At 40.0% G+C, this 17,899-nt stretch carries 18 protein-coding genes and 1 pseudogene; 5 read left to right on the top strand and 14 right to left on the bottom strand.

Annotated features, from left to right (window positions below; translation table 11 throughout):
- Positions 1–123 precede the first annotated feature (123 nt).
- Positions 124–255 (top strand): annotated as a pseudogene (locus FTU38_RS16830) (DUF559 domain-containing protein); the annotation flags it as partial.
- 75 nt (positions 256–330) lie between these two features.
- Here the strand turns inward: FTU38_RS16830 and FTU38_RS06290 are convergent.
- The 4 genes from FTU38_RS06290 to FTU38_RS06275 all read right to left on the bottom strand — a co-directional run bounded on the left by FTU38_RS06290 (position 331) and on the right by FTU38_RS06275 (position 3,741).
- Positions 331–591 carry a hypothetical protein gene (locus tag FTU38_RS06290; RefSeq protein ID WP_180004816.1) on the bottom strand — a complete coding sequence of 87 codons (261 nt, stop codon included), beginning with the start codon at positions 589–591 and terminating at the stop codon, positions 331–333.
- A gap of 183 nt (positions 592–774) precedes the next feature.
- Positions 775–2,229, bottom strand: a complete 1,455-nt coding sequence (locus tag FTU38_RS06285; RefSeq protein ID WP_180110791.1) for a S9 family peptidase — start codon at positions 2,227–2,229, stop codon at positions 775–777.
- Positions 2,230–2,351: 122 nt separating this feature from the next.
- Positions 2,352–3,233 carry a 4-hydroxybenzoate octaprenyltransferase gene (ubiA, locus tag FTU38_RS06280; RefSeq protein ID WP_180004818.1) on the bottom strand — a complete coding sequence of 294 codons (882 nt, stop codon included), beginning with the start codon at positions 3,231–3,233 and terminating at the stop codon, positions 2,352–2,354.
- A 22-nt stretch (positions 3,234–3,255) separates the two neighbouring features.
- A complete protein-coding gene (locus FTU38_RS06275; protein ID WP_180004819.1) occupies positions 3,256–3,741 on the bottom strand; it encodes a chorismate lyase in 486 nt (161 codons plus the stop codon).
- Positions 3,742–3,944: 203 nt separating this feature from the next.
- Between FTU38_RS06275 and FTU38_RS06270 the strand changes: the two genes are divergently transcribed.
- Entirely contained in the window at positions 3,945–4,859 is a 915-nt protein-coding gene (locus FTU38_RS06270) for a polysaccharide deacetylase family protein (protein ID WP_180004820.1), read from the top strand.
- 86 nt (positions 4,860–4,945) lie between these two features.
- Here FTU38_RS06270 and FTU38_RS06265 read toward each other — a convergent pair whose 3' ends face one another.
- Positions 4,946–5,224: a hypothetical protein gene (locus tag FTU38_RS06265; RefSeq protein WP_180004871.1), complete on the bottom strand. Its 279-nt coding sequence runs from the start codon at positions 5,222–5,224 to the stop codon at positions 4,946–4,948.
- A gap of 96 nt (positions 5,225–5,320) precedes the next feature.
- Positions 5,321–6,736, bottom strand: coding sequence for a type I glutamate--ammonia ligase (gene glnA / locus FTU38_RS06260; RefSeq protein ID WP_180004821.1), 1,416 nt, complete (start codon positions 6,734–6,736; stop codon positions 5,321–5,323).
- Positions 6,737–7,812: 1,076 nt separating this feature from the next.
- On the opposite strand from glnA, the gene FTU38_RS06255 reads away from it, so the two are divergent.
- Genes FTU38_RS06255 through FTU38_RS06245 form a run of 3 tightly spaced genes read left to right on the top strand, consistent with a single transcriptional unit; the run spans position 7,813 to position 10,180 of the window.
- The gene (locus FTU38_RS06255; protein ID WP_180110792.1) at positions 7,813–9,024 is read left to right on the top strand and encodes an integrase arm-type DNA-binding domain-containing protein; all 1,212 of its coding nucleotides are present in this window, start codon (positions 7,813–7,815) and stop codon (positions 9,022–9,024) included.
- Positions 9,025–9,033: 9 nt separating this feature from the next.
- Positions 9,034–9,258: a hypothetical protein gene (locus tag FTU38_RS06250; protein WP_180110790.1), complete on the top strand. Its 225-nt coding sequence runs from the start codon at positions 9,034–9,036 to the stop codon at positions 9,256–9,258.
- Between the two features lie 58 nt (positions 9,259–9,316).
- Positions 9,317–10,180: a restriction endonuclease gene (locus FTU38_RS06245; protein ID WP_180110789.1), complete on the top strand. Its 864-nt coding sequence runs from the start codon at positions 9,317–9,319 to the stop codon at positions 10,178–10,180.
- 14 nt (positions 10,181–10,194) lie between these two features.
- Here FTU38_RS06245 and FTU38_RS06240 read toward each other — a convergent pair whose 3' ends face one another.
- From FTU38_RS06240 to FTU38_RS06205, 8 genes are read right to left on the bottom strand one after another with little or no spacing between them, the layout of a single operon-like run.
- Positions 10,195–10,941, bottom strand: a complete 747-nt coding sequence (locus FTU38_RS06240) for an N-acetylmuramoyl-L-alanine amidase (protein ID WP_180110788.1) — start codon at positions 10,939–10,941, stop codon at positions 10,195–10,197.
- Entirely contained in the window at positions 10,938–11,495 is a 558-nt protein-coding gene (locus tag FTU38_RS06235; RefSeq protein WP_180110787.1) for a hypothetical protein, read from the bottom strand. Before FTU38_RS06235 ends, FTU38_RS06240 begins: the two co-directional genes overlap by 4 nt.
- A gap of 49 nt (positions 11,496–11,544) precedes the next feature.
- Positions 11,545–12,438, bottom strand: coding sequence for a hypothetical protein (locus tag FTU38_RS06230; RefSeq protein WP_180110786.1), 894 nt, complete (start codon positions 12,436–12,438; stop codon positions 11,545–11,547).
- A gap of 1 nt (position 12,439) precedes the next feature.
- Positions 12,440–15,229 (bottom strand): phage tail protein, encoded by a 2,790-nt coding sequence (locus tag FTU38_RS06225; RefSeq protein WP_180110785.1) that lies wholly within the window; start codon positions 15,227–15,229, stop codon positions 12,440–12,442.
- The gene (locus tag FTU38_RS06220) at positions 15,195–15,416 is read right to left on the bottom strand and encodes a hypothetical protein (RefSeq protein ID WP_180004828.1); all 222 of its coding nucleotides are present in this window, start codon (positions 15,414–15,416) and stop codon (positions 15,195–15,197) included. The genes FTU38_RS06225 and FTU38_RS06220 overlap by 35 nt, the downstream gene beginning before the upstream one ends.
- Positions 15,413–15,628, bottom strand: coding sequence for a hypothetical protein (locus tag FTU38_RS06215; protein WP_180113475.1), 216 nt, complete (start codon positions 15,626–15,628; stop codon positions 15,413–15,415). Before FTU38_RS06215 ends, FTU38_RS06220 begins: the two co-directional genes overlap by 4 nt.
- A gap of 2 nt (positions 15,629–15,630) precedes the next feature.
- Entirely contained in the window at positions 15,631–16,731 is a 1,101-nt protein-coding gene (locus FTU38_RS06210; RefSeq protein WP_180110784.1) for a phage BR0599 family protein, read from the bottom strand.
- Entirely contained in the window at positions 16,728–17,870 is a 1,143-nt protein-coding gene (locus tag FTU38_RS06205) for a hypothetical protein (RefSeq protein WP_180110783.1), read from the bottom strand. Before FTU38_RS06205 ends, FTU38_RS06210 begins: the two co-directional genes overlap by 4 nt.
- Between the last annotated feature and the right edge of the window lie 29 nt (positions 17,871–17,899).

The following is a 17,899-nucleotide window of genomic DNA, read 5'->3' as shown; positions in this document are numbered from 1 at the left end:
ATCGTTTGAAGGATAAAAAAAGAATTGGGATTCAGCCCCAGGTTGAAACTTAATACGAGATCAAAGGGGTCAATTTTACTTTGCCATTTGAAAGGTAAAAGGGGTCAATTTTAGAATGCCGTTGACACCAGTCATATAGGCAAAGAGCAAGAAGATGCTGAACGTGATGCAATGCTTGAAGAAGCGGGCTACCGTGTAATCCGCTACACCAACATTCCAACAGTTCACACGCTCAGGCATGATGTAAATAAATAGTTGTAAAATACGTAAATCAAAATCAAACATTGAGTGAATGCGCATTGCATTCACATCCATAATGTAAGCAGAATTTTACTGAGCATTTGACTTTTGAGCAGCCAGCACTTCTGATACTGCTTGGTCAGCCTCAGCAGCCAAAGCCACATCTTGGGCTTCTTTTGCTTTAATACGCTCAATCATCTCAGCTTGTTGTTGCTTATATTTTTCTTGGTTTTTGGCATCACTATTGACTGCAAGAAAAGCCATACTGACCAAAAATATAGGAATCAATAGCCCAAGTGCCATCAGAATGATCATCTTTTTGGTATTGGGTTTTGGCTTAACTTCAGACATAACTATTCTTTCATATACATAAATAATTCGACGCCCAATATAGCAAAAAACAAAATTCGCTCAAGTCTTCATAACATTCTTTGCTCGAACTAACTGTGCCCCTCATTTTTAAGGATTGGATGATTAATAATCCAATATGCAAAAAAAAAGGAGACATGCTCCTTTTTTTATTATTGAAAAAACTTAGCTTGAAGCAGCTACCCCCTTACAATGTGGACTTTGGCTTGCATCTTTTTGCTCATTGGTTAAGACAATACCTGTACCTGCAGACATTTTAGCTTGAATAAATTCGACCGCTTGCGCATTTCTACAGATAATTGCCTGTGTATGACTTGCATTTGGCACAATGTCTAATTGATAACCTTCAGCATAATTTGCCTCTGGGAAATACTTCGTCGCTTGAGTTTTCATATTTGCAAATAGCGCTTGCGTAACCACAGGAATAACTGCCTGATCATTTGCACCTTGAATAATATACACAGGCGCTTTAATTACTTTGGCAGCAGTAGCATTTGTCGCTGGCTGATTGTCAATTAAAAATTTCTGAACAACAGGATCGGTATCGATTTTATTCAAATCAATTCCGTACTGTGAAACCATATGCGTTGGATCTTTTAAGAATTCAATCACAGCTGCTTTAAACTGTTCTTGCAAACCATTTGCGCCATTTGGATCGGCATAACTTAAACATGCACCATCATCCCCTGTACGTCCATAGGCTTTTTCTGCAATAACACCAGCATCTGCAGTAAAGATATTTTTTAAATCATAATTTGGCTCATAGGCTTTAATACCCGAACTGGTCAATGCAGCATATGCCAAAAGCTCAGCATAGCCATCTGCAAGTTGCCCCATTAACGCATCTGCTTGCTGTGCATTGATTATGTTATTTGCAAGCGCGTAACGAATTTGAAGCAATTGTTCATCTAAGATATTGACGCCCTTACTCACGCCGTTGTCATCCAGATTTAAAGCAGGATCAAGATAGATCTTAATAATCGTCCCCAAACTCGATGCAGGTGCGGCTGCCACTGCCCCTTTATAGTTTGCATCCGTATTTGCAAATTCCGCCGTCCCTAAGGATGCATGACCACCTTGCGATTGACCGATCGACATCCACTGACCATTGAGTTGCTTACCATAATGTTCTTTTGCTGCTTTAACCGCAGTAAGTGCCGAATTTGCCGCACTCGATAAATTGAGGTATGGATGCACCCCCTTCGTACCTAAACCTTCATAGTCTGGTGCCACAATTACATAACCTGCCGCCATAAGCGTATTAGCTAGAATTTTAAAACGTGGATGAATTAGATTTTTACTTGGCGCACATTCATCTCCAGCCCCGACTGTTCCATGCTCCCATACCACAACACGATACCCATCTTTAGGTTGTGTAGCTTTTGGAAATAATACTAAGGCTGTTGCTGTTGCTGCTTTCCCCTGCACATTGGTCATGTTATACGTCATGACTTTAATGGACGATGTATTGTCTACAGTATCTAAAGCATAATTTGCTTCAGACACAAATGTTGATTTTTGATTCGAAGATGATGAGTCATTATCATCGTCATTACACGCGGTTAAAGACAGCATAGAAACTGCAACTGTCAGAGCTAATGCTATTTTTGAACTTTTCATAAAATATCCTTTTTAATCATTATTCTTTAAGCATGAAACTACATGCCTTTTTATTAATGCATAAAAAAAAGCACCCAAATAGGATGCTTTAGCTCATTTTAAACAGTTTCAGATCAATGACATTAAAGCGTCAGTGCCATGAAAATTCCAATAAAAATCATAAGCCCTACCCAACGGTTATGGCGAAACGCCCAAAAACATAACTGAGGATCACGGCCTTTGGTTTTAGTCCACTGGTAAATAAAATCGGCAGCCACAGCCAACATTGCAACTAAACCAAATGGCATCAAGAGATCTTCTAAATACAACGCAGAACCAATCAGTACAATGCTTAGCGCCTGTAATAAAGAAATGATTTCTATATCATATTTACCAAATAAAATCGCAGTTGATTTCACACCAATTTTCAAATCATATTCACGGTCAGTAATGGCATATTGTGTGTCATATGCAACGGTCCACGCCAAATTACCAAAGTACAATAACCAGCAAGTCAAATCAGGTGTTTGCCCCACAGCGGTATAAGCCATAGGAATCGACCATGAAAATGCCGCGCCTAAAAATACTTGTGGCAGATGCGTGTAGCGTTTCATAAAGGGATAAATGAACGCTAAAAACAATGCACCAAAGGACCAATAAAAAGTTTCTATCGGTAAAAAGAACAACATACATGCGCTAGCAAGCACCAAGATCAAGAACACATATATGGCTTCTTTAGCACTAATCACTCCAGTGGCTAAAGGACGATGTTTGGTTCTTTCCACAGCACCATCGACTTTACGGTCAGCAAAGTCATTAATCGCACAACCTGCTGCACGCATAAATATCGTGCCCAAAATCATGGGAATCAAAATACTGAATTGCGGTGTTCCTTGATTGGCAATCCACAGTGCCCACATGGTTGGCCAAAAAACCAATTCCGTGCCAATTGGCTTATCGAAGCGACATAAATAGTAATAAGCTTCTAAACGCTGCTGCCAAGTAATCTGTTGCACCACGGCCATGACTGTCCTTCATCTGGTAATGTTATTTCTGCAAATATTGCTCAAAACTCGCTAAAAAAGTTTCCTGAACTATAAATTTACAACCATGCCAAGTATAACAGCTCTGACGTGTCCAACCATCGTCTAGCCACAATACACGCCGCTCACACTTCGGATTGGTCCGTTGAAATAAAAAATGTCCGATGGGTTTTTTACCAATATGCCGAAAAATCCGCGCACGGCCTTGTATACTGAGGATTGGAAATATACTTTTTGCCTTGACCCACGGCTCAGCTTCACAGCCATATAAATAACTTTCACGTACCCAAGCTGTGTGCTGTATTGGCATTTGTAGCCACCGTGCATCTTGAAGCGTCATACGTTGAAATTGCTCAATACATGGCTCAACCTTAAATACGCCTTGGGCAAAATCTGTTAATTGTTGGGTTAATGAACCCGAAGCATACAACCATGTTCTTAATTCAGGAGACATTCTTTTATCCCGCATTTCGCATGCTTGACGCTGCATATTTCATTTCCCTTATAAGCATTTGCTGAGTATAGCGAATCCTTAGTGTAACTAACTCAACATCGTTTTTCATGACCCATAGCTTGTTTTCAGTAAAATGAGCAAAACCAAAACGGCTTAAGTACTTCATTACATATGCAATCAACACAAACCTCACATACACAGTATGATGTCGTGGATAACCACTAAATTACACAAGCATAATGTTTCCATTTTACCCGCTACATGTTTTTATTTTTTTCGTTTTACTTTGTGCCAATATCACGGTTCAAGCAAAATCTATTGCACTCAGTTTTGATGATGGATTAAATCCAGCGTTTAACGCACAAGCGGAACAAATCAATGCTCAAATTTTAAAGCATCTGCATGATCAAAAAATCAAAAGTATTGTTTTTCCGAGCCTGATTAAAATTGGTGATTATCAAGGTAAGCAACTGATTCAAGCGTGGGGACAATCCGGCCATCTGATAGGCAATCATAGTGCACTGCACCAAAACCTGAATAAAGAAAATGTCACATTAAAAGATTATCTGCACAGCATTGAACAGGCGGATACAGTGCTAAAAACGCTGCCAAATTACACACGTATTTACCGGTATCCTTTTTTAAAAGAAGGTAATAGCGCTAAAAAGCGTGATGCTGTCTATCTATGGCTAGCACAGCATAAATACCGCATTGGTGGTGTGAGTATTGATGCCAGTGACTGGTTTTATAACCGAAAATATCTCGACTTTGCCAAACTGCAAGATCAGGACAAATTAGACCGCCTAAAACAAACATATATCGCTCACCTGCTTAACCGTGCAGATTATTATGACCAACTTGCACAGCTCACCATAAATCGTTCGCCGCAGCATGTTTTACTTTTACATGTAAATACCATTAATGCTGCATTTTTAAAGGATGTCATTACCGCATTTCAGCAACATGGCTGGACTTTTATTTCAGCAGCAGACGCCCTACAAAACCCACTATATACGCAGCACAGTCAAAACATCCCTGCGGGTGAAAGTGTGATTTGGTCGATTGCCAAAACAAAAGGATTAGAAAACTTACGCTACCCTGCCGAAGATGCACCATATGAAATCGACAATTTAAAACAGCATGGTTTGCAATGACGATTGGTAAATTGACAGATGCTCAATAAAAAATGACCTGCAACGTTGTAGGTCATTTTTTCAGTTCAATTTTTTTTAGTATTGAATTAAAAGTTATCTGTCTTGGCAATGGCTTCAAACTTGCCTTGCGGCGTTTTTATTAAAACCAACCCTTCGGTCGTAATATAAAAACTTTCAGGGTAATCAAACTCCAATGCCAGCTCTGGGTTTTTCAGCTCGACAAATTGAGCCTGTTTATAACCTTCAACTGTTATGCCCACTTCCAAATAAGTTACTTCTGAGAAGTTAAGTTTAAATCCCTTTGCCTGATCTGCTGGATCAATCCAAGGGAAAAAACCGGTATGTTTTTTTCGCGGTTTTGCCATGTTTAGATATTCATTCAACTCTTTGCCTTATCTTAACCCATCCCATAAAAAAACCCGCACAAGGCGGGTCTTTTTACAGTGAAATTCTGTACAGAATTACAAGCTGTAGTACATGTCGAATTCAACTGGGTGAGTAGTCGTGTTAAGACGACGAACTTCTTCAGTTTTAAGTTCGATGTAGGCATCAAGCATTTCTTTAGTGAACACGCCACCTTTAAGAAGGTAATCATGGTCAGCTGCAAGAGCTTCAAGCGCCATATCTAAGCTATGAGCCACTGTAGGGATTTTAGCTTCTTCTTCAGGAGGAAGGTCGTACAAGTTCTTGTCAGCAGCTTCACCTGGGTGGATCTTGTTTTGGATACCGTCAAGACCAGCCATAAGAAGCGCAGCGAAACCTAAGTACGGGTTCATCATTGGATCTGGGAAACGTGCTTCGATACGTTTGCCTTTAGGGCTAGAAACATAAGGAATACGAATAGAAGCTGAACGGTTACGTGCTGAGTAAGCAAGCATAATCGGCGCTTCGAAATGTGGAACTAAACGTTTGTACGAGTTAGTTGATGGGTTTGTGATTGCGTTCAATGAACGAGCGTGTTTGATCACACCGCCAATGAAGTACAACGCCATTTCTGAAAGACCAGCGTATTCATCACCAGCAAACAAGTTCTTGCCATCTTTAGAGATTGACATGTGAACGTGCATACCAGAACCGTTATCGCCAACCATTGGTTTAGGCATAAACGTAGCAGTTTTAGCATATTGGTGAGCAACGTTCCAAACAGCATATTTGAACTGTTGAACTTCGTCCGCTTTACGAACCATAGTGTTGAAGCTTACACCGATTTCAAGCTGGCAAGATGCAACTTCATGGTGATGTACTTCTACACGACCTGGACCCATGATGTCTTCGATTTTTGCACACATTTCTGCACGCATATCTTGTGAAGAATCTACAGGAGGAACTGGGAAGTAACCACCTTTCACACGTGGACGGTGACCAGAGTTACCTGCTTCGTAATCTTTACCAGTAGACCAAGCAGCTTCTTCAGCGATTAATGTGTGGCGCGCGCCAGACATATCGATGTCCCATTTTACTTCGTCAAATACGAAGAATTCTGGTTCTGGACCAAAGAAAGCAGTATCACCGATACCAGTTGATTTTAGGTATTCTTCCGCACGGCGAGCAATAGAGCGTGGGTCACGTTCATAACCTTGACCAGTTGAAGGTTCGATAACGTCACAAGTCACAACAACTGTAGCTTCTGCAAAGAACGGGTCGATAAAACAAGTTTCTGCATCTGGACGTAAGATCATGTCAGATGCTTCAATGCCTTTCCAACCAGCAATTGAAGAACCATCAAACATTTTGCCATCTTCAAACGTATCTTCGTCGATTGAATCTGCTGGGTAAGTTACGTGTTGTTCTTTACCCTTAGTATCAGTAAAGCGAAAATCGACCCATTTTGCGCCACTTTCTTGGATGAGTTGAAGGACCTTGTTCGCCATGCTCATTTTGCTCCGATGATTTTTTTGTGCACACTGAAGTGCGTGTTAGTAGTTGGTAGTTATTAAGCAATTACCGTACCAACTTTTAAAAGCCAAGCTAAAATATTGAATTCCTTATCAGAATAGAAGATTTTAACTCCTTGCTTTTCGACTATTATACTGTGTGCAACAGTAAATGCACCATATTCAGACACTCTTCATCACTTTTGTTTAAAAACTTCTCGCAGGTGTATCAAAATAGTGCAACTTGGTTTTGCACCAGTATTCACCAAAATGATTAATCGCTTTCAACGATAAAATTATTGGGATTTTATTAAAGCATTAGTATCAAATTTAAATGCGATAGAAACTAATGGTTTAGCTAGTTATGGATAATAATACACCTACGATACAACTGAATTAATGATCGATATTTAGGTTTTTTTTAGCGCATAAGACACCCTTTAATTGAAGTAAATTTAACCGTTTTGTTTTAATTTTAATCAATCTGCCTTTGCATTAATTGTGCTCCATTTTGGTGATTTTGCTTCAAAACGGTTCATATTTTTCCAGCTAGAGCCTGAATTGCTATTTTTAACAACAGCAAGCAGATCTTTTTAAAATATCAATTGAACACATTTTAAACACTTAAATTCAGCCGATTGCTTTGTTCAACTTAAATCCTAAATTTATAAGTCGATAATTTGCTGAAATGATTCCAGTTGCGATGAACTTTGGCGAAATTGTTCAGCAGAAATTGAATAATATTTGCTATGATTGGCTGCATTCTAAATATTTCACTATTTTTCTATTAAAAATATCCACACGATATTTGGGTCAATATACAATTATTTAGAATCATTTCGGACTATTCAAAGCACAGTTAAGTGCATAAATTTCAAAGGTTAATACGCTCATGCTTTTGATGATCGAAAAGAATCAGATTTGTTAAATATTATAAATTGTTATAAAAATAAAATAGTTAGAATTACTCAACACACCCTCTTACATTAACTACCGTAAATTATTGTCTGATTGCATTAAATGGATATGTGAGTAAGATTGTGAGTAACAAGCTTTCGACACTTCGTTACTCACAACCTATGCTAAATGATACCAAGATCAAACAATTAAAACCAAGAGATAAAATGTACAGGATGGCAGATCATTCTGGACTATGTATTGAAGTGCGTCCGAATGGATCAAAGCACTGGCGTTTTCGTTATCGTTTTCTCGGGAAAGCATCAATGTTAAGTCTTGGTGAATACCCGGTTGTAAGTCTGGCTACTGCCCGTCAAAAAACTATAGATCAAAAAACACTGTTGGATCAGAATATTGATCCAGCTAAATATCGAATTGAGGAAAAGGAACAAGCTAAGCTTAAGTCAGAATCTACATTTAAGGATATTGCTCTTGAGTGGTATGAGGTAAAGAAAAATAAAAGATCTGAATCATTTAGACTTACCGTAGAGAAAGCTTTTGCGCGTGATTTATTTCCTGCATTTGGCAGTAAAGATTTAAAAACAATTACTCCGCATGATGTGCTCAGAATGCAGAAAGATACGATTAAGCGTGTATCCAAGCAGATGAATCATGGTACTGGAGAAAGCACGGCTATTCGAAATCGCCAACTTGTGAATTCAATCTTTAACTACGCTATCGCCAATCTGCGCTGCGAAAGCAATCCAGCAATATCACTTGGCCAAACTGTTGAGCGCCCTCCAAAGCAAACCGCTAGACCTTTAATGAGTGATGAAAAATCACGTTTTAATAGTGCGCTAAAAAACAGTCGATCTACTGAAATGGTTAAAAATTCCATACTCCTTTTATTGTATTCAATGATGCGATCGATTGAGGTTTGTCGCTTGCGCTGGGAGTGGGTTGATCTTGAAAATAGATTAATCACCATACCACCAGCAACGAAAGAGCAGCTGGATCAAGGTGAGCGAAACATCAAAATGAACAGAACTCATTTGGTGCCAATTAGCGATCAAATTTTTAAAATCTTAGAGAGTCAAAAACTACAATCAAATGATGAATATGTGTTTTGCTCGGTCTTTAATAAATCAAAAATAATGAACAAAACCACCATAAATCGAGCGCTTGGATCTATGGGTTTTGAGTTTACAGCACACGACTTTCGAGCTACAGCATCAACATTGCTTCATGAGGCTGGATATAGTTCAGAATGGATAGAATTGCAGCTTGCGCATGTAGATAAAAATGCGGTTCGTGGCACATATAATCACGCTCAAAATTTAGAAGAGCGTAGAAAAATGATGCAAGATTGGGCTGATATGGTTGATAGCTGGTGAGGTGAATCTATGATTGTTATGAAGAAAAATAAAAAGTACCTCTCCTATGTAAAACAAGAAGAGGATTTGGATTATTGGGAATTATCAGAAGTGAATTTTGTAGATCAATCGGGTTGGTGCTGGACCAATGATTATGAAAAAGCCAAATATTTTATGAGCGTTCGGGATGCGAATATTTTTCTAGCTAAGAAGAAAGGCGAATTTTGGGAAGGTGTGAAGATTGTGAACGAATAATAATCTAAATATTATCATCAAGATTTTTCTTAATAATGACCAAAAAGCGAAATATATTATGAGTAAAAATACAGGAAAAGCTTACGAATTATTTGTACAGTCCCTATATCAAGCGATATTACAATCTGAATTATTATCTGGGCAAAAAAATATAGAAGTTGAAACCAATAAGCTATTAGTTGATAAAAATGGTACTGAGCGTCAATTTGATATCTATTGGGAGTATAGCTTAGGTGGATTTTTATATAAAACGGTCATCGAATGCAAAGACTACGCTAGCAAAATATCAATAGATAAAATTGATTCATTACTTGGAAAACTTCAAGATTTTCCTGAATTAAGGGGAGTTTTTGCAACAAAAGTCGGTTATCAGTCTGGTGCTGAAATAAAAGCAAATAATAATAATATTGAGCTTCTTATTGTAAGACAACAGAATGACAGTGACTGGGAGGATGAGGATGGAACACCATTAATTCGTGAGATTAATATTGGAATGACAGTAACTCATCCCGCCAGAATCACTGGATTTAATATTTTTATGCCTAAAGAAACAGAACACAAAACCCCATTAAGTTTATCAGGAATGAATAACGAAATAATAATTATAAATGAAGATACAAATGCAAAGTTTTCGATGTTTGACTTACAACACATTTTATTGGATGACCATAAAAATGAATCAGGTATCTTTGAAAAAGTATGTAAATTTAAAGGAAAAATTATAACTGCAGATCAAGAAGTTGATATTTTAGGCTATAAGGTATCCTATATCATACCTAAACCTAGTAAAGACAATATTCTAATAGACTACTCGGAGAAACTAATCGGGGTCATTGAATATCTAAGTCAAGGAAGAAAAGCAATTGTATTTGATGATCATATTAGATATGAAAATAAAAAAATTTTAAACAGATCCACATAAAAATATATAAGCCCTCACTTGAGGGCTTTTTCATGTTCGATAATTACTTGAGCAACAGCTTTCGCAGCTGACCAATATTTTGAATGAAATGCTGCAAGTTCTGTCGCATTTGAAATAAATCCAAGCTCTACGATCAAGCCACCAGCATTGATAAATCCAAGTTTTCCACGGGCTGACTGTGATTGATCAATCCAACCTTTATCACCACGAAGGCGACTGCCAAAAACATCAGCCACGGCTTTCGATAACTTTTGAGCCAAGATTTTATCTTTGGGAAGTGCAATTGTCTCAATACCATTTGCCTGTTTTGATGCCGCAGCATTCATGTGGAATTCAACCGCAACACTTGAGCCCTGAATCAATTTTACCGCAGCAGACAGTGGGTCATTCTTGGTGCCAGTACCATCGGTTTTAACTTGCAGCCCTGCTTCACGCAAATAATGAGTCACTGCATTGCGGAAATTGACGACCAGATCCGCTTCTTTAATTTTGCCATTGACTGCACCGGGGTCTGTATTACTGTGTCCAGCTGTAATGGTGGCAAAGCCTAAAGGTTGGTGCAAATTTGGCTGTGCAATCTTACGACCTACCCAACTCAGTGCTGGCAATACTGTGCCAATAATGAAAGGCGCATATTGCTCAGGGATAAAATTAAAGTCTAACGCCCATTGAATAACTAAAACTGCAAGCATTAAAAAAGCCCCCAGTAGCGGGAGCTTTACGGATAAGTACTGAAATGCACTTTCTTGGATTAGTTTCATTTTTCCTCTCTCATATTTCGTTCGTAAAGTTTATTTCGGATTTCTTCAACCGTTCTTAAAAGCTGCTCGGCCTGTTTTTCAAGAACTTGAATGCTCTGGGCATTAGTCGTGGCTTGAGTGTTTACTGTGTCTGTCTTGCTTGTTTGAGTATTCCAAGCGACGACGAATAGACCTGCTAAAAAAATGCCCCCAAAGCGCACAAGATTAGTAATACTGTCGATCTTGGTCTTACTTTCATGTAGCACTCTGATCTGTGAATCCACATCCTTAAATCTTGGCTCAACTTCATTCCTGAGTTGCTTGATCTCGCTTTTAAAGTTTGACTTTGCTCGATCTAAATCTTCTTGCAGATTGTCACGAGTTTGAGTTAAGTCATTGCGGGTCTGCTGATGCTCTTTATTGAGCTGCTCCAACTGCATATTCATACGGTCGAGCTTTTGGGGCATTTCAGCAAGCTTATCCATATTTTTTGATATGTCATTAATCTTGTCTGAGATGACAAGAAGCTGCCCTGCTGTTGCTACTGGTGGATCGGTTGTGTAGTCATTTGGCATTGCGCCCCCTATTTTTTGGCAATAAAAAAGCACCTGATGGTGCAAACAACTATCTCACTGTCCGTTTAATCAAATCTTTGAGTAAATCTTTGCCAGTCTGATTTAAAAGCTGTCCTGATCTTGTCCAAGCAAATCCTGTAAAAGCAACATTCGCAGGAGATGCTACGCCATTTCTGTTGATAGCACCTTTCTTTAGTATAGCACCAGCGCAATCACTGCCTTTTTTAGCAAAAACTATTGCATTGGCAGTTACCGTATCAAGACCCGCCATGTAATAGTTTGTCTGTCGAATCACTAAAGCAGATTGACTTGTGTTAAATGGTGGACTGAGAACAGTGTTAGCATACAGATCGACTGAGTTTGTATTTGCAAGATCTTTAAATTTTAAAGCCAGTCCCAGTGTTGATGGATATGTTTGCGGCAATTGATTCTCAACACTACTTACAACTGATATAAGCAGGGGCGTACCATCATTGAACCTACTTGTTAGTGTCTGTAGTCTTGATACATTAAAGCCATCTAAGTCAATGCTCATGTCAGTAGCGATAATGAGTTTACAGTTGGATGGTATTGTTGAAACGCTCATCCATGGAACAACGATAAATTCATAGCCAAGGTCTTGCACAATACCTCTATATACAGACTCTCTGACACTGTCAGATGTACCGACGTAATAGACTTTTGTGTATATTGAGGGTTTTTCCGCAATCACACTAAAGCACTCTGTAAAAACTTCTTGGTCACCAAGTTTTGCAGACAACATATAAAAATACGTCTGTCCTTTGATTATTGTTAAGTCTTCATACTCGTATACATCACTAATGATTTCAGCAAGTATTGGTGGCAAGTTCTCTTTGGTGAATGCTGAATCTGCACGATAAATTCGCACAGATTCGGACACTACATTTTCATTATCCCAATTGATTTTGATTTTGATTGACATATCAATACTCTATAGCTTCAAATGTGACGTTTGTTGGAGCGATCAATGCTGCTCGTTTCGCAACATAATCAAATACATTCATGCACTCATATCCATCACGCACTGTTTTTAAATTAATGCGCAGCGCTCGAGTTCCAGCCTGCATTACAGACTCAAGTAATGTGTAGCTGTTTAATGCGGTTACATTGACATTATGGGTTGCAAGCTCAACATCATCTGCATCCAACTCAGCAATAGTCAGTAAAGTCTGTGTATTTGGCTCAAGCGTAACTGAGCCTTCAAAGTAGCCAAGAATTTCACCACCAGTTTGCTGCAACCGGTTTCGATTTGACCATGTCAAAACAAAGTCATCTTCAAAATAAGACGGCATGAAGGCATTATTGATTTTGACGCTGGCTGGTGGATATGGACGATATGCTTCACCACTCAATGTGATTGAATGTGTAGTAGCCAGCGCAGCCGAAAGCTGCGCAGAGCTGGTATTTGTCAGAACTTTCGCATTCACGATTTCACCTGCGTAGTAGTCAGTATTGTCTACCGCCAGCCATTGATCACAGAAATAAAGCCGCGCGTCAGCTGCATGAATCGCTGGAACAGTCCCAAGCACACCGCGTTTGACTGTAACTGTGTTTGCAACCAGATCAATTGCTGTAACAGCAAGCTTTTCGTCATCAAGCAATAACCATTCGTTTAGTTCAATCAAATCAAGATCTGTGCCGTCTTTAATTGAAAGTACTGTCTGCATGCGATCAATGCCTGCACTTAATAGTGCAGATGGACAATAGTCCAATGTTGCTTTTGTGCTGTAGCCGCCTTGTCCTGCTTGCATATCTGCATTTGTTGAATTGCGCTGATGCCGCGCTGCAATCACCGCAACTTTTGAAAGTGTTGGGTCTGCATCAAGATCTGCATTCACTTCTGATTCGCTTGAGAGCTGTACAGCATCAAAATACGGTAACTCAATTACACGCACAGTCGGATTATCTAGCGGCGGCTGATTCGTTGGGTTTTCAGTTGGTGGCACATATGGTGCTACCGAGTTCATCGGCGTGCTAAATACATCCTCAATCGCTTCAATTTTTACACTGAGATCATGCGCATCACCATAGTCAATGGACTTAACACGCATAACCGCACCAGTAACGCCATGCGCACTCCAGTCCCATGTAAAAGCATCACCAACAGACAGCTTGCGGCCAAATTCAGGATGCACTTCATTCAATGTGACCACTTTCAGCGGACTTGAAAGCGCATGCAAATCACGCTCTGCCGCACGATATGCGGTGGCTGCATTGGTAAATCCATCGTATTCAACAGGCTTATTCACTAAACCGTTTTGCGCAATACGCGCGGGATCTTGTGCGGTTGATGTCGCATTTTTACCGGTTTCTTTGTTCCAGTATGTCACAGTGACTTGGTTTACTTGCTCTGCTGCAGTACGAATTTCGTAATCTGAAATTGAACGCACATTAGACTCATCTAGCACAACCAAAGATTCTGCTTCATAGTCATCACGAATCAGTTTTAGCGTCCATTTATTTGTTTTTTTATCAACAAAACAAGACGCATCAATGTGCTCGCAAATCAGATTAATAATGTTTTGAATCTGCCCCTCATCATCAAAAACAATGCTCATATACATGTCTTCAATTTTTAAGACACGCCAAGCTTCAAGGAATGAATCTTTATCAAGCATTGATTCAGGTTGACCTAATCCCCACTGGGCATTTGTGATGCAGAGCCATAACATGTCAGCTGGATTCATATCTGGTTCACCAGTGCGAATACCAAACCACGCTTCTTCATTAATTAATGTAGACCCATCATCAGTCCAAATCCACGGACACAACAATCCACCGCCTAGCTTGACATCTTCACGTACCCAATTGTCTTCCGGTGTATTGTCTAAACTTGACAAAGCAATATGGTGCGGCAAGTCAGCATTGTTGGAGTTAGCAATAAACTGAGTGTATAAACAAAAATGCTTAACTGCGTTGAAGTGGCTCTGCGCTGTTGCTGTATGCGATGCTGTAACATCCTCCCCATCTGCAATAATGACAAATGTATTGCGCGTCGCTTCTGCGTTTTTAGAAAAAAATGAATACCCTGTGCTCATCATTTCTGTAAATGAATTGCCACTCACCTGGTCTTTATATGCAATAAAATCCCCAAATTCACCCGCATCACTGACCTGAAAATCAATAAAATCCTTATAGGTCACAGTTGCGTCAAATGCGATAATGCGAACATTTAAAACACAGTTGTAGTAAGTTTCTTTAAAAAAAACTAAGGTATTAACAATGCTTGAAAGTGTATTCTTTAAGCGCACAAAGTCTTGCATTGATAGTGATTTTGAGCAGTCAAAAGCAAATACAAAATTTGAAGGAACATTGGTGATATTGGAGTTAATACCATCAACATGTGAAATACGGTATTTCCAATCCTTCATGTAGTTTTGATTGCCAATATAACCCTGCTTCCAGACAAATGAACTCACACCACGGTATGCTGGTACATTGCCTGCGCCTAAGACCGACTCAAGGTATGGATCAGGCTGCTGATCTGGTGTGCCGATGTAATAGTTAAAATTGCCTGCAACACCACCACCAGAGTCATCACCACCAAACAAGTGAGGCTTTGAAATTCTACTAGATTCATTACCCACCCCGCCGTACCATGCTTCTTTATCTTCCACCCAGATTCTGCGCAGATATGCACCCGCATGTGCAAGCACGGCATGGAATCCGACAGAATATTTATACCCAACTGTCTGTTTCTTTCCGCTGCTCATTTTCTTCCACCTTTGCTATCTCTACGACTCTTAAAGCCATCGCATCATTTGTATCAATCAATTTTTGCGCCTCAATTCCGTTTGCTAAAAAGTCTTGCCAATCCCAATTTCTGGCATTAAAAAAGGGCTTAACGCCCTCTTTCCTGCAATACCCAGCTGCTCGCATATGTCGAATATAAATTCTCATTTCTTAATCGCCTGACTTTTTTGATCACCAAACCACACCACACTACCCTTCACATCACGCGTACCTAGCACTACTTTATTGGTCACCCCCTCTTCGGCAGTAGTAACCTCCACATCTTGTGCTGACATTCTGTTTTGCTGGCCACGCATCATCGCAAAGCTGACAATCAGCGAAACAACCATGGCAACTGCTGCATAAATCAGTAAATTCATCGCTAGATCACCTGCCGCTCAAGTGGGTTGTTGGTCGGCACAAAAGGGAAGCCGCCATAATTTGGCATGTTTCCGTAGGCCTTGCAGGCTGTCGGTGTGCGCATGCAGCCGGGGTAGAGCGTTACATATGGAATTGCATCTTTTGTGGCTTGTAATTCGGTTTCAGTCACAGAAAGCGTTGCAGTTTTGTCTGAAACTACCGTTTCGGCTTGCAGTTTTTCAACTTGCGCCAGTGCTAGCGCATCTATCAAATCTTGATAATTTGGATCATCAGGACCAGCGTTATCAACTACGGTTTGTGCGTCAATTTCAGCTTGTGTTTTGATTACTAAATCTGCTTGTGCGTTAATCAATTCAGTTTGAGCCGTATCAAAAGCCAATTGTTTTTCATCAATGGCTGCAAACAAAGCTGCAAGCTGAACATCTTCGATCACATATTTAGAGAAGCTGTCGTAACGGCGCTTCAGAATCAGCGAATTCTGCTTGCTTTCATCAATAGTGATCAAGACACCGGTTGGATCTTCAATCATTCCAATCTTGAAGTAATTGTCTGCGTACAACTCAAGATCACGCAGCACAACACTCAACTTATCAATGCTTTTGATTGTAGTTTTTACTGCATAATCATCTTTATTCAGTCGACACTCATCACTGAATACGCGATACGGACACGGCGCTTGGATTCGGCGTGTGACCGCATTGCGGCCAACCTTTGTATATTCAGTTTCAAACTGCAGCATAATACCGTCACTTTTTGGCTTCACTTTGACTAAGCGGCCCGACCAGAACTGATTAAATTGCGTGCCTTCATACGCAAACATTTCAACAGTCGTCAACTCTTCAAGTTCAGAGCGTGAGAGATTTTGTGCAAGCTCTGACTGTAAAGAAAATTCAATATCCATGACTTCTTTTTCAAGTGTTGTGCCTGATTTGTGCCGACCACGCTTGATGACATGCGGCTCAAATGAATAGCCCAGGTGTTCAATAAATGCATCACCATTGGTATAAGCACGAACCACAGCACCGGTTTTAAACAGATAAAGCTCACGTCGGGCAATCGTTTCGCGACCATTGCCCAGCACTCGCTTAAAAAATTGCATCATGGCTCAATCTCCAACATAGATACCGATGACTCGGTAATGCCGCCACCTTTGTATTGAATATCAGTAGAATCGTTATTTAGGCGATGTAGGCCCAAATAACTGATGATTTGAATGCTTGCCGCAGGCTTATTCAGAGCTGGTGAAATGGTCAGTCTCGTATTAACACCATTTTTTACTGCAGCAGTGATTGTGTGCGCAGACCAGACATTATTGGCTTTGATTGCGATATGCTTGCGATGCGCAGCAAACTCCAAATACTGGTTAGATTCAACATCCAGTACAGCAGCTACATTGCCTGTGCTTTTTACATAGAAATTACGTTCAAAAGTCGGAAGCCAGAATGATCTAAACATGCCGAGCCGTCTAAACAGAAACTGGCGATATTCATACAGCTCAGCTTGCGTTTTCATCACTGAGCGCATCGGCTTGCCATATTTTGCATGCAGCCAATTTGTGTGCTGATCAATCGGGCCAAGGCCAAAATCAACAACTGTCTGGTGCTGCAACACAGTGACATTCAGCGAATCCCCTTCAAGAAGAAGACGTTTAAAATATATATCGTTACCCAGAAACTGCGCTGGCGCCGGAGCATTTTTATAAGGAGCATCCAGCACCTGAAATTGCAGTTTAGGCTGACTCCAAACCGCATTGATCGGTGCTGAAACGTCGCCCAACAAAAAGCCCACTCGAAGTGGGCATATTATAAAGTTTTGCAGGTCTATTGCTTGATATAGCTTGAGTCCATCGCTACGCACCTCTTGAATTTCAACAACAATACACTCATTGCCTTTTTTGATTAATGCAAGCGAATCGGGTCGATAATCATAAATTCCAGTATTACAGGCAATAAAATCACCCGATGCGGCGGGTATGCGCTGCCATTCTATGTCCACTGGCATAGCCCACTTTAAGCGCAGGCCGCCATAAAGCACATTAAAATTCTGAGCCATGGCTTTTCTTAATGCCACATAATCAATATTGAGCAACTGGGCTGCAGTTTCACGCAACGCGGTGCGCTGCTCTGTACCGTTGTGAGATTCAAACATATATGTACTGAAAGACAGTGACTCTGATGAACCTACAAGGGTGCATTCTGTCAGCAATACAAGTTCGCCAAAAAGTATCGTTTGGATTTTCATATTGCCTCTTAAAATAATAAAGCTCACCA

Origin of the sequence: Acinetobacter sp. YH12098, from assembly GCF_013419235.1 — a bacterium.
Classification (GTDB): domain Bacteria; phylum Pseudomonadota; class Gammaproteobacteria; order Pseudomonadales; family Moraxellaceae; genus Acinetobacter; species Acinetobacter amyesii.
The sequence above is the reverse complement of the archived record's forward strand: the minus strand, read 5'-3'. Positions and strand labels throughout refer to the sequence as shown.